Genomic DNA, 14,525 nt, shown 5'->3' on the forward strand with positions numbered 1-14,525 from the left:
CATTAATATGCATAGATTTTAGCTATATAGAAAAACCACACCCTCTAAGACCATAGAGGGTGTGGTTTTTAGTATAATGACTTTTAGTCAAGAATGACTATCACTTAAAATCTATTAATGTAGATTAACTAGACTTTTATTAAATTATGAATTACGACAACTCCCATTATTACGAGAGCCATTATTGTGATTCTCATTTTGACGTCCACCATTATTACGGTTATTATTTCGGTTATCATTATTTCGACGCTGACCGTTATTATTTCTATTACGGTTATTATCGTTATTCTTCGGCTTTTCTGGTTGCAATGCTTTTACGGACAAACCGATGCGATTGCGTTTTACGTCAACAGAAATAATTTGTGCTTCGATAATATCACCTACAGCAAGCACATCAGATGGATGCTGACGGCTGTTGCAAAGCTCGCTGCGATGTAATAAACCATTCGTTTTAAGCCCAAAGTCTACGAAAGCTCCGAAATCAACTACGTTATGAACGGTGCCTTTTACAACGGTGCCTACTTTAATATCTTCTAGACTCACTACGTGCTTTCTAGTAAGCGGAGCCGGTAAATCTTCCCGAGGATCACGACCTGGTTTTGCAAGAGCCGCTAAGATATCCCTAACAGTCGGCACGCCCGCATCAAGTTTAGTAGCCATTTTCTCAGCATCTACAAGAGGTAATTTTACTTGCAACGCTTCTAATTGAGCTTTATCTTGTAAGTCTTTTAAGGTAAAGCCTAACTCACCAATGATGCGCTCTGCCAATTCATAGGACTCTGGGTGAACAGATGTATTATCTAGTGGGTTTTTACCATGTTGTAAGCGCAAGAAACCAGCACATTGTGTAAAGGCGGCAGGGCCTAAACGAGGCACTTTTAGCAATTCCTTACGGCTTTTAAATACACCATTCTCTTGACGGTATGCAACAATATTTTTAGCCACCGCACTAGAAATGCCTGCAACATGTTGCAAGATAGCTGAAGATGCAGTATTTAGCTCTACCCCAACGTGATTTACTACAGTTTCAACCACTTGATCCAAAGTATGAGTCAATTGTTTTTGGTTTACGTCATGTTGATATTGACCTACGCCAATAGATTTAGGATCGATTTTAACAGATTCAGCCAATGGATCTTGCACACGGCGTGCAATAGATACAGCACCTCGAATGGTTACATCTAAATCTGGTAACTCATCAATAGCTAATTTAGATGCAGAGTATACAGATGCGCCTGCTTCATTAGTGATGATATAGTGGCAATCTAATTTTTCCTCTTCAATCATAGTAGACGCAAATTGCTCTGTTTCGTAGGATGCAGTACCATTGCCGATAGATAAAAGAGTAACCTTAAACTTACGGATTTTATCAGCCAATACCTTTTGAGCTTCCTTGCGAAGCTTTTCACTATTTGTTAAATAATACGCACCATAATCGAGCACATTACCTTGTTGATCGATAATCGCCATTTTACAGCCAGTACGGTAACCAGGGTCAAGGCCCATGATAACATGTCCAGCCAATGGTGGTTGTAACAATAGATTTTTGAGATTTACACCAAATACCTTGATAGCTTGCTCATCGGCTTTTTCCGTCAATTCATTGCGAATTTCACGCTCTAAAGCTGGGAAAATAAGACGTTTGTACGCATCAGCTACAGCAGCCGCTTTATACTCTGCGAAGATCGACTTCGGATTTTTCTCTAACTTTTGTAACATATAAGCAACATAGGTGTCACCTGGTACAGTTAGAGCTAATTTTAAAGCACCTAATTTTTCGCCGCGATTAACCGCCAAAATACGATGGGACGGCATTTGACGTACGGGCTCAGCATATTCAGCGTATTGCAAGAATTGTTGTTGTTCTTCCTCTTCACCGCTCAATTCAGCTTGAATAAAGCCTTCATTCCACATCTTCTTACGCAAGTACGCCCGGAAGTCTGCACTATCACTGACGATTTCCGCCACAATATCAGAAGCACCTTGTATGGCATCCTCTGGCGTAGGAACCTCTTCTGTTATGTATTCTTTTGCAATCTCTAACGGATCTCCAGAGGTAACCGTATCGTTGATAATCATATCAGCCAATGGTTCCAAACCACGTTCACGGGCAATCATAGCACGCGTACGTTTCTTTGGACGATATGGCAAGTACAGGTCTTCTAACTCTTGTAGTTTTGTAGCAGCTTCCAAAGACTTCATCAACTCGTCTGTCATCTTTTCTTGCTCTGTAATAGAAGCAATGATTTCTTGGCGACGTGTTTCTAAGTTGCGCAAGTATTTAATGCGTTCTTCAATGGTGCGCAATTGCTCATCTTGCAATTCGCCCGTTACCTCTTTACGATACCGCGCAATAAATGGCACCGTATTGCCTTCGTCCAACAATTCTACGGCAGCTTGCACCTGCTTTGGCTTAACATTTAATTCACTCCCAATAAGGGCAAACATTCTTTCACTCATTTAGCTGCCTTTCTGCGATAGGTTACAAAACGATGAGGATATTGATTCTTTTCATTCACAATGCCGTCTACAACGGATTCGATGGTGAAAGCATTCTCTGAGAATTCAGGGAAAAATGCATCCCCATCAAATTCGTGGTCTACTTCAGTAATATACATAGTATCTACATAAGGTAGAAAGGCCTCGTATACTTGAGCACCACCAATAACGTAGGCCGCATCAAGCGCACGTGCGGCTTCAGCAGCCGCCTCAGGGTTATGGAAAATCTTAACCCCTTCTGGTGCATCAAAACCTTTATCACGAGTAATTACCCAATGCTCACGATTGGGCAACAAGAACGGTAAGCTTTCAAAGGTCTTACGGCCCATGATAATAACATGTCCTGTTGTTTTTTCCTTAAAGAATTTCAAATCATTTGGCAAATGCCAAATCAAAGTATTATCTTTACCGATTACACGATTATGTGCTACGGCTACAATTAATGCTAACATACTGCCCTCTTTCAGTTAATACTATATGGCAACAGTCATAAATTATACTATTTAGCAATGGCTATGAACACAATACTATATAGCAATAGCCATACATATTATGCTATTTAACAATTGTCATAAATACAATGCTATACAGCAACAGTCATGGATAATTTACCAAGGTGCTCATATCCATCTAAGGTAATGTCCTCTGGTGTGAAGTCATAGAAGTCTTTTACCTCAGGATTCACAATAATTTTTGGAGCAGGCAACGCTTGTTCACGACGTGCTAATTGCTCACGCAATGCATCTACGTGATTTTCATAGATGTGAGCATTGTTGATAACATGTGTAAATTTACCTGGTTTTAGACCGGTTACTTGAGCAATCATACATTGTAATGCCGCATATTGAGCCGTGTTAAATGGGACGCCAAGCCCCATGTCGCCACTGCGTTGGATGAGCATACAGTTCAAGTAACCATCCCCTACATCCCATAAGGTTTCATACGCACATGGTTGCAACGCCATATCCTCTAAATCTTCAATATTCCAAAGGGTTACAATCATTCGGCGGCTATCAGGATCTTCTTTAATCGTTTTGATGAGCTTATCTAGTTGTTTGTACTTCGCAATTTGATAGCCGTATGCTTTACCAATAGTACCATCTTCACGCATCCATTCATCCCATACGTGCACATTCATTTCTTGCAATTTGCGCACGTCATTGGACTGCATTTGCCAAATCCACAATAATTCTTTTACAGCTGTTTTGAAAGCTACAAATTTAGTGGTTAAAATTGGAAATTCCTCTTGCAAGTCAAATTGCATGATTTGTTGAGGCAATTTGTACGTTGCAATGCCTGTGCGATTTTGACCATAAATGCCATGATCTAAAATATTTTCAATAATACCGAGGTATTGTGTATCTGCTAAGCTCATTTATCCCCCTAAATCTATTTATAATAAGCAAAAATACTAATGTATATCTTGATAATCTTACTAAAATATATAGTACTATCATACTAAAAAATATACAGTACTACCATATATACAGTAAAATTTATTATCCCTTATATTCTGCAATGGCCTGTAAAAAGGTAAGTCCATATTTTTTTAATTTTGCTTCCCCTACGCCTTTAACATTGCCAAACTCACCTAATGTTGTAGGTCGTAAATTTGCCAAATCTATGAGTACTGTGTCAGGGAAGATAAGATACGGTCTAAGACCCGCTTTTTCTGCCAAGTGTTTGCGATGTTGACGTAAATGTTCAAATAAGCCACCCGATGTAGAGCTGGATTTTCCTCGCACCACTGAGGCAGCAGACTTACTAGTACGAGAAGGCACAGACACATATTGTCTAATTTCCTCTACCTCTTTATGACCTGCTAGCACTTCCTCTGCACCAGCCGTTAAGGATAATATAGGGTATTTTCCAGTCGAACTGCGCAAGTAACCAGATGCCACAAACTGTTGAATAAGCCCTTTAATAGATTTTTCATCTACATTGCTCAATAAGCCAAAGACTGGCAATGCATCATGACCAGCACGCATAATCCGATCCGTTCGCTCTCCGCGGACGATAGAGGTTATCATTGATGCCCCATATCGCTCATCGGTGCCCATGATGGCACGGAAAATAGCCTTTGCTTCTTTCGTAACATTAACCTTATCAGCAGAGCCCTTACAAGAGCTACAATTATCACAAGTTGTCCAAACGGTACTTTCACCAAAGTAATTAAGCATATATTTACGCAAGCAATTACTACAGAAACAGTAATCAATCATAGACTGTAATTTACGTAGCTCCACATTTTGTCGTTCCGGCGTTTCGATAGACTGTTCAATCAAATACTTATGAACCTGTACATCCTGCCCACTATAAAGCAAGATACATTCAGCAGGTGCCCCATCACGGCCAGCTCGTCCTGCCTCCTGATAGTAGGATTCCATATTACGCGGCATTTGATAATGTAGCACATAGCGTACATTACTTTTATCAATGCCCATACCAAAGGCATTCGTCGCTACCATAACCTGCAATTTATCGTCTGCGTAGGCATTCTGCATTTCGCGGCGCACCTCGTCGTTGAGTCCCCCGTGGTAATGGCCAGCTTTGATTCCCGCACGGGTTAAATTTTCATACACACGATCTACATCCTTGCGCGTTGCACAGTAGATAATACCATTTTCATTAGCGTGCTGACGCACATAGTGGACAACGTAATCCATCCGCTTTGGTGTGCGGATAACAGAGAAGGATAAATTAGGCCGATCAAAACCCGTCACGTATACATTAGCCTTATCTAGGCCTAATAATTTTTTTATATCGTTTTCTACATATTTCGTCGCCGTCGCTGTGAAAGCCCCCACGATAGGTCTCTTTGGCAATGAATTGAGCCACTCACCGATAAGGCGATAAGATGGTCTAAAGTCATGACCCCACTCAGAGATACAGTGAGCCTCATCCACAATGACTTGTGCAATCGGTAACGCTCGCAGTACATTACAGAAAAAATTAGAACTCAATCGCTCTGGTGCAATATATAAGAGTTTAATCTTACCACTGCGTACTTCGTACATGGTCTTATTAAACTCAGATTGTGTAAGTGTACTATTGATGAGCGCTGCTGGTATATTCTGCACCAAAAGACCATCCACTTGGTCTTTCATAAGAGAAATGAGAGGAGAAAACACAATAGTCAAGCCCGCCTTACAGAGCGCAGGTATCTGGAAACAGATAGACTTCCCAGCCCCTGTCGGCATGATTCCAATTACATCTTCATTCCGCAACAAGGATGCAATAGGAGCCTCTTGAGCTGGTCTAAAGGAGGTATACCCAAAGTAGGTCTCCAACATGCGCAATGCTTGTTGTTTCGTCACAACTTGATGTTGTCTAGATACATCTTGTTTTCCGCCTACCTGTTGTTCCATAGGGTCCTCCTTTCACGTTCCAGAAATATAAGTATTAATTTCGATTACTACTGACAAATATTTCGTACACTCAATACGAAATATTGTTTTTTCATTCTTTTATTTTATCATATTTCATTCGGTATGGGGCTTATTAATATATGATTTCATAAGTAATCAGCTAATGCGTATCTCTAAAATATATAGCCTAAATTAATATAGGAATCTTATTGATATCACTAATTTTTTACCCTCTAAAGTACTAATATGTGGTACAATAAAAATTATTTACTATACTATAGAATATAACTAGAACCTAAGGAGGTCTTATATAGGCATGACACAAGACAACTTAATGATTATTATCGCCTTTGCCTTATATCTAGGGCTCATGATGTATATCGGGGTCTACTATTATCGTAAATCGAACAGCATTGGTGATTACATCCTCGGTGGCCGACAATTAGGACCATGGATTACAGCACTTAGTGCGGAAGCATCAGATATGAGTGGTTGGATGCTTATGGGGGTACCGGGCCTAGCGTATACAACGGGGATTTCTGGTGTGTGGATTGCCGTAGGCCTCACATTAGGCACATGGGCGAACTGGAAATTCGTTTCTAGACGCCTGCGCAACCATACGGAGGTAGCCAGTGACAGTTTGACCTTACCGGATTATTTAAAGAATCGTTTCCACGATCAGTCTCATTCGGTAGCTGTCATTTCCGCCTTATTTATCTTGATTTTCTTCTTGATTTATACATCATCAGGCTTCGTGGCAGGGGGCAAATTGTTCAATACTATCTTCGGTCTTGATTACACCGTATCCCTCTTTATCACAGCTGGTATCGTCGTATTCTATACCTTCCTTGGCGGATTCCTCGCCGTATCTTGGACAGACTGTATTCAAGGCGCATTAATGTTCTTTGCCATCTTGGCAGTACCAATTACAGCAGCCATGTACATGGGTGGCCTTATAGAAACATTCCAGCTCATCCAACATGAGTTCCCACAAGGACTTAGCTTGTTTGGTAATCCGTCTGATTGGTTTACTTGGGCTATCGGCCTAATTTCTTCTCTTGGTTGGGGTCTTGGCTACTTCGGTCAACCACACATTTTAGTGCGCTTCATGGCTATCTCTGATGCGAAAGAACTTAAAAAATCTACGAACATCGCCATGGTATGGGTTATCTTATCCCTTATGGCAGCTATTGCAGTAGGTCTCATCGGTCATGTTTACATGCTGCCAGATAAGTTAGTAGGCACTGATGCGGAAACAATATTTCTCATCATGACTGAACGGCTCTTTACTCCATTTGTAGCAGGCCTTATCTGGTCTGCTGTATTGGCCGCTATTATGAGTACCGCATCTGCTCAATTATTAGTAACAGCCTCTGCTATTTCTAATGACTTCTATGCTAATATCATCCATCCAAAAGCAAGCGATAAAGAGCTTGTATTAGTAAGCCGTATCGTAGTACTTCTAGTGGCATTGATTGCCATCTATATGGCAATGGACCCAGACAGCTATATTTTGACAATGGTAGCCTATGCTTGGGCAGGCTTCGGCGCAGCCTTCGGTCCGGCCATCTTGTTCTCTTTGTTCTGGAAGCGCATGACGCGTCACGGCTGTATCGCTGGTATTGTTGTAGGTGGTTTAACAGTACTCATTTGGAAACAATTTGGATTCTTTGGCCTATACGAAATTGTGCCAGGCTTCATCTTCTCTTCTATCGCAATCTATATTGTGAGCCTCATGGGTAAATTGCCTCCACGTCCGGTTCTAAAAGACTATAGAGAAGCAGAAAAAATGCATGTTCTATAAGGAAATATAAAAAAGCTAGTTGATTCATCGATCAACTAGCTTTTTATTTATGAGTATTGGTGTAAACCTTCCTCAATTGCGGCTTTTACCTCTGTCACTAAAGAGGCTGGAGTAAGCACTTTTACACTTTGCATATATTGGAGCGCCCAATATTTAAAGGCGTCATGATTAACACGTACACGACATACAACATTATCGGCTGTTATATTCGTAAACTCTACATTGCCATCAAACCAATCTAAAATTTGATTTACGATGGACCGTTTAGCTTTAAACGTAACAGTAATAGATTCACCGCCGAACATATAAATATGTTCCTTTACGTATTGTGACACGTTAAAGGTATGTTGTTGTTGGTATCCCTTTATCTCCCGTAAAGGTTTTCTACGTTCATTTAGCACCGTAATATGTGCAATTCGATCGACACGTAATGTAGACATGTCATCATAATTTTCGTGATTCCCCACCAAGTAATAATGTCCCCGATTCATTACTAGTTGGAATGGGTTAAATACATACTTCCGTTCCTTATGATCTGGCCCAAGATTAATGTGTAATCGCTTATCCACATCTGGTTGGCAATAGGCCAACGAAATTTTTCTACCCTTTTGTATTGCTTCTTCTATGAGATCAATATTAAGAAATAAATCTTGGCTTCTATGAAGGTACTCCGTATTACTTTCAATATCAATACCATGAGGCTTAAAATAGGAGCTCCCCAATTTTGCAACACGCCCGATTAAATCTTTACGTTGAGATGCAGTAATATGGCGAGATGCCAATATACCATCAATCAATAACCGCAATTCAGAATCTTCAAAGGTATGAATCATATAGAAATCAGTACGTCGAATGGTGCCATCTGCTCCCACAGCAGACTCTTCACATTGAATACCAAAATCTCCAGATTCATATAAATCATTTAAATGACGGCCTAAGGTTTTCCGATCGACGGATACCTCGTACCGTTCGGCTAATATACTGCGAATCTCCTCTTGAGATAACGTATGATTAGCATCTGTTTCGTCTTTCAGGATTTCTAGTATGTATACTAGAACTGCCTTTTTAGATGCCATAAAAGACTCCTTTTACAAATAATACAATTAATACAACTTTATCAACTAATACAATTTATAGAATCATCCACAACACATCGGATGATATTTACAAAATACCCAAACACATTATACCATACTTTCATGAACGGTTCATTTTTTCCTCATTAAAATTATCGATTTACTATACTTTTTCAGCAATATAAAATAACTAAAAGTAATAAATATAAAATAAAAGTAAATTTAATTATATAAAACAAAACCCGTTAACACTTAATACATATATATGTTATAAGTGTAACGGGTTTCTATTTTAGCTATAAAATCAGCAGAATATAATACAGCCCCATAGCAACAGAATCAAATAAAGGGAGCTATCACTTAGGAAATACTACCTGTTTTCTTACTTCTAATAAAGCCTAATTGTTCCATACGCGTTGTTAATTCATTATAAAAAGCTTCAGCCATGGCATTTTGATGCTTTGTAGTTTGAGACTGATCTGCACTAAAGAGAGCCTCTTTAATCTTTTTAATTACCGTAGATTTCGCTTTTGGTTTGTTCAACAACTCCATAAATAATAAATCCTCTTCAGAAATATCACCAATAGCATCATTGAACATATCTGCTCCATACATATATTCACTGCCACCATGAACAATAGCTTTTACAAAGTTTGTAAAACGGGCAGGTATATAAGATAAGCCCTCCATATACTCTTCTTTTACAGGGAATGTTTTATAAAAGCGAATACCACCACGTACCATATGCTCTACTACAGCACGATACAAGCTACATACAGCAGGTTCTAATTCATCATCAGATGCATGAGCTGCCTCATGAGCTGCTTTTAAAATAGCTAGAGCCTCGATCATATTGAACGTACCACCATCTTTAATAAGCGCTTGGAAGGTATCTCTTACGAGTACATTTTCAAACATTTCTAGTGCTTCCTCATCAAAGAGAATTTGGAAAACAAAGCTATTTACAATAGTACGTACAGGAATTGTATTCACTTCAGCCGGATTTGCAACAGCAAAGTTGATATCTTTGGCAACGCTAGCTTTACAAATAATCGACTTGCGGAATGTCGTATCTAGTATAAAATCTAAATATTGTTCTTGATCCACTTGACTATTAGGTGCCAATTGCTCAAGTTTAGCTGCAATACTTTCATCATAGGTACGAACCATAGATAGTGTAAGGTCTGCATCGCATACATACGCAAGATCATGCGCTTTCAAATGATCATTGAATTGATAGAAATAGCATGGATCATTATGAGGTTCTAAATGGTCATGACCTACATAATAGTCATCCTTTTGCATAACAGAGCGCAATGCACCAAGGAATTTACTATTTCGTTCTTTAAGATTATCATAGTTAAGAATCTGAGCACCTACAAGACTGCCTACGGTCTTCCCGCGCAATACCTTTTCCTTATGAGTCAAATTATCTTGATCACGATTAGCAAATAGCATAAGCTGACGAACCTCTTCCATAGTATGCCAGCCTGGATACGTATTGTACGACACATAGGCAATACCATTATCCGCCAAATGATTAGAAATAATATTGAGCAATTTATCCTTCATTTCATCACTAATCCAAGAGTAGAATCCATGGGCAATAATGTAATCGAAGGTCCCCATAGATTCCTCAAAATTCAAGATGTTCCCTTGTATCAAGGATACATTGTCTAGTTTGGCATCACTGATGATTTGATTGCCCTTCTCTACTTGGTCTTGTGAAAGCTCAATACCTACAAAGGTCGCCTCTGGATTAAATACGGCTTGAGAAATAATATTACCGCCATAAGTAGCACCTAGTTCAAGAACGCGAGCGGTCTTCGCAGGTGGAGTATTTAGCCCTACAAGAGCGCCATACGCTTCTAAATAGGCCGGCGTCGTAAAAGGAAATGGATAGGATTTATAGCCTAACTCTTTATATATCGTTTGTTGCATGTCTTCCGTTGTCATTTGTGTATTATCCTTAGCCATATGTACCTCTATATTTAATATTAGAATTATCCCAAATATGTATTGCTAAAATTATGCATGACTCCTTATCATTATACCAAATTCCTAGTATATTACCTATTTTTTTAGCAGTTAATACGTAAGTAATACAATAGTAACCAGCACTATAACTGATTTATGGAAGATACTTAATATGATATTTAGAAAACTAAATTTACATACAAAAGAGGCACCCTCGAAAGGGTGCCTCATATAGTTCTCAGTCGTTAAATAACGAATTATTTTACGTCTTCAAAACCTTTTTGCAAGCGAACATAGCTTAAGCGACGTTCTTTAGCGTCTTTTTCAGTTTTAGCGAATAATTCTTCTGCAACGTCTGGAGCTGCTTTAGCCAAGGAAGCGTAACGTACTTCACCTTTAAGGAAGTCTTGGAAGCTTTCAGTTGGTTCTTTGGAATCCAAGGAGAATGGATTTTTACCTTCTTCTTTAAGTTGAGGGTTGTATCTGTAAAGATCCCAGTAACCAGCTGCAACTGCTTTACGTTGTTCTTCTTGAGCTTTACCCATACCAGCTTTGATACCATGGTTGATACATGGGCTGTAAGCGATGATCAAGGATGGACCTGGATATGCTTCAGCTTCTGTAACAGCTTTCATCAATTGGTTTTTGTCTGCACCCATAGCTACTTGTGCTACGTATACATAACCATAAGACATAGCCATCATGCCAAGGTCTTTCTTCTTAGTACGTTTACCAGAAGCTGCGAATTGAGCAACTGCTGCTACGTTAGTGGATTTAGATGCTTGACCACCAGTGTTGGAGTATACTTCAGTATCGAATACGAAGATGTTTACGTCTTCGCCAGAAGCTAATACATGGTCAACACCGCCGAAGCCGATGTCGTATGCCCAGCCGTCACCACCGAAGATCCAGTGAGAACGTTTGATCAAGAATTGTTTTTTCTCAAGAATTTCTTTCAATTCAGGAGTTGTAGCGCCTTCAGCTTCGATAGCTGCTACTAAACGTTCGGAACGTTGACGAGTAGCTGCACCAAGGTTAGCAAATTCAATCCATTGTTCTAAAGCGTCTTTCAATTCGCCAGTAGCAGTTTCAACTGCTTTAGCAGCCAATTCTACTAATTGTTGGCGGATTTTCTTAACACCGATGTACATACCATAACCATACTCAGCATTATCTTCGAACAAGGAGTTTGCCCAAGAAGGACCATGACCTTGTTGGTTAGTTGTGTATGGAGATGCAGGCATGGAAGCACCCCAGATGGAGGAACAACCAGTTGCATTGGCAATCATCATACGGTCACCGAACAATTGAGTTAACAATTTAGCGTAAGGAGTTTCACCACAACCTGCGCAAGCACCGGAGAATTCGAACAATGGTTGTTCAAATTGGGAACCTTTAACAGTTTCCTTCTTCATAGGGTTTTCTTTTACAGGAAGGTTAACACCATAGTTCCAAGCTTCAGCTTGTTCGATTTCAGTATCGATGGATGTCATCACGATAGCTTTGCCTTTAGGAGCTGGACAGATATCAACACAGTTACCGCAACCCAAGCAATCTAATGGGGATACAGCGATACGGAATTGAAGGTCTTTAGCGCCCAATGCAGGGATTGTATCGAAATGTTCTGGAGCCGCAGCCACTTCTGCTTCAGTTGCCAAAATTGGGCGAATTGTAGCATGAGGACATACGAAGGAACATTGGTTACATTGAATACAGTTTTCAGGCAACCATTTTGGAACGAACAATGCAGGACCGCGTTTTTCGAATTTAGCAGTACCAGCAGGTAATGTACCATCTTCATAGCCAGAGAATTTGGATACAGGAAGATCATAACCAGCTTGTGCATTGATTGGTTGTGCAATATTTTGAACGAAGGATGGGCAAGATTCGCAACCAGGTTTAACTGCATGATTGCCATCATCTACTGCGTCTTTCCAGCTAGCAGGAACATCTACTTTTACCAAAGCGTTAACACCTTGATCGATAGCAGCATTGTTCATGTCAACGATATTTTGACCTTTTTTACCGTAAGAAGTTACTACGGATTCTTTAAGGTATTTAACAGCATCATCTACAGGGATGATTTCAGTCAATTTGAAGAATGCAGCTTGCGTTACCATGTTGATACGACCGCCCAAACCGATTTCGGAAGCGATTTTCGCAGCATTGATGATGTAGAAGTTCAATTCTTTTTCTGCGATTTGACGACGTAATTTAGCAGGTAAATGTTCATCCAATTCTTCAGGAGACCAAGTACAGTTCAATAAGAATGTACCGCCTTTTTTGATGCCGCGAATCAAGTCGTATTCATGTACATAAGATTGACGGTGACATGCTACGAATTGAGGTTCAGTAATCAAGTAAGGCAAGTTGATTGGGTTTTTACCAAAACGAAGGTGAGACATTGTTACGCCACCAGATTTTTTGGAGTCGTAGTCAAAGTATGCTTGAGCATACATATCAGTGTGGTCACCAATGATTTTGATAGCGGATTTATTCGCACCTACTGTACCGTCAGAACCAAAGCCCCAGAATTTACATTCAGTCAAACCAGGAGTTTCAACTTCTACGCCTTCAGCACGATCTAAGGACAAGAATGTAACATCATCATTGATACCCAATGTGAAGAATTTCTTACCATTTTCAGCAGCTAAATTATCGAATACAGCAACGATGTCTGCAGGGATAACGTCTTTGGAGCTCAAACCATAACGACCAGCGATAACTTTTACATTACGGCCACCGTCAACTACAGCTGCTTGTACGTCTAAGAACAATGGTTCAGCCAAAGCACCTGGTTCTTTAGTACGGTCAAGAACTGCAATGCGTTCTACAGTTTTAGGAAGAGCTTTCAACAAACGATCTGTTGCGAATGGGCGGAACAAATGAACGTTGATAAAACCAACTTTGCGACCCAATTTGTTGAGGTAATCCACAGTGGATTCTACAACTTGAGCGGAAGAACCCATAGTTACAACAACGTCAGTAGCATCAGGAGCACCATGGTAGTTGAACAATTGGTAGTTAGTACCTGCCAATTTGTTAACTTCGTTCATGTAGTGTTCTACAACGTCAGGAACGTTCAAGTAGAATTTGTTGGATGCTTCACGATGTTGGAAGTAAACGTCAGGGTTTTCTGCAGTACCACGAGTTACAGGAGCATCTGGATTTAAAGCATTTTTACGGAAAGCTTTAACAGCATCCATGTCAACCAATGGTTTTAAATCTTCATAGTCCCAGATTTGAATTTTTTGAATTTCGTGGGATGTACGGAAACCATCAAAGAAGTTGATGAAAGGCACGCGAGTTTTAATAGCTGTCAAGTGAGCTACAGCGGACAAGTCCATTACTTCTTGTACAGAGGATTCAGCTAACATAGCACAGCCAGCTGCACGAGCAGCCATTACGTCTTGGTGGTCACCAAAGATAGCCAAAGCATGTGCAGCCAATGCACGAGCAGCTACTTGGAATACACCTGGAAGTAATTCACCTGCTACTTTATATAAGTTAGGAAGCATCAATAACAAACCTTGGGAAGATGTGAAAGTTGTTGTTAATGCACCAGCTTGTAAAGAACCATGGGTTGCAGCAGCAGCACCTGCTTCAGATTGCATTTCTACAACTTGAACAGTGTTGCCGAAGATGTTTTTTCGACCAGATGCAGCCCATTCATCAATGTGTTCTGGCATTGGAGAAGATGGAGTGATTGGATAAATCGCAGCAACTTCTGTAAAACCATAAGAAACGTGAGCAGCCGCTTGGTTGCCGTCCATAGTTTTAAATTTACGACTCATGTGATTA

At 40.0% G+C, this 14,525-nt stretch carries 8 protein-coding genes; 1 reads left to right on the forward strand and 7 read right to left on the reverse strand.

All coding sequences use genetic code 11. From position 1 onward, the window contains the following. Positions 1–144: 144 nt before the first annotated feature. From ACMKPP_RS09260 to recQ, 4 genes are all read right to left on the reverse strand, one after another. On the reverse strand, positions 145–2,460 hold the full coding sequence (locus ACMKPP_RS09260) for a Tex family protein (protein WP_418369639.1): 2,316 nt from the start codon (positions 2,458–2,460) through the stop codon (positions 145–147). After that, positions 2,457–2,951: a dihydrofolate reductase gene (locus ACMKPP_RS09265; RefSeq protein ID WP_418369640.1), complete on the reverse strand. Its 495-nt coding sequence runs from the start codon at positions 2,949–2,951 to the stop codon at positions 2,457–2,459. Before ACMKPP_RS09265 ends, ACMKPP_RS09260 begins: the two co-directional genes overlap by 4 nt. A 131-nt stretch (positions 2,952–3,082) precedes the next feature. Continuing rightward, complete coding sequence (locus ACMKPP_RS09270; protein WP_024061610.1) at positions 3,083–3,874, reverse strand: thymidylate synthase; 792 nt, start codon at positions 3,872–3,874, stop codon at positions 3,083–3,085. A gap of 124 nt (positions 3,875–3,998) precedes the next feature. Then, complete coding sequence (gene recQ, locus ACMKPP_RS09275) at positions 3,999–5,867, reverse strand: DNA helicase RecQ (RefSeq protein WP_418369641.1); 1,869 nt, start codon at positions 5,865–5,867, stop codon at positions 3,999–4,001. Between the two features lie 316 nt (positions 5,868–6,183). Between recQ and putP the strand changes: the two genes are divergently transcribed. Next, positions 6,184–7,671 (forward strand): sodium/proline symporter PutP, encoded by a 1,488-nt coding sequence (gene putP, locus ACMKPP_RS09280; protein ID WP_105086975.1) that lies wholly within the window; start codon positions 6,184–6,186, stop codon positions 7,669–7,671. 47 nt (positions 7,672–7,718) lie between these two features. Here putP and ACMKPP_RS09285 read toward each other — a convergent pair whose 3' ends face one another. From ACMKPP_RS09285 to nifJ, 3 genes are all read right to left on the reverse strand, one after another. After that, positions 7,719–8,747: a helix-turn-helix transcriptional regulator gene (locus tag ACMKPP_RS09285; RefSeq protein ID WP_418369642.1), complete on the reverse strand. Its 1,029-nt coding sequence runs from the start codon at positions 8,745–8,747 to the stop codon at positions 7,719–7,721. A 360-nt stretch (positions 8,748–9,107) separates the two neighbouring features. After that, positions 9,108–10,724, reverse strand: a complete 1,617-nt coding sequence (locus ACMKPP_RS09290; protein WP_418369643.1) for a methyltransferase regulatory domain-containing protein — start codon at positions 10,722–10,724, stop codon at positions 9,108–9,110. A 257-nt stretch (positions 10,725–10,981) separates the two neighbouring features. Beyond that, entirely contained in the window at positions 10,982–14,518 is a 3,537-nt protein-coding gene (nifJ, locus tag ACMKPP_RS09295; RefSeq protein WP_004696929.1) for a pyruvate:ferredoxin (flavodoxin) oxidoreductase, read from the reverse strand. Between the last annotated feature and the right edge of the window lie 7 nt (positions 14,519–14,525).

Source organism: Veillonella parvula, from assembly GCF_048309325.1.
Taxonomy (GTDB): domain Bacteria; phylum Bacillota; class Negativicutes; order Veillonellales; family Veillonellaceae; genus Veillonella; species Veillonella parvula_T.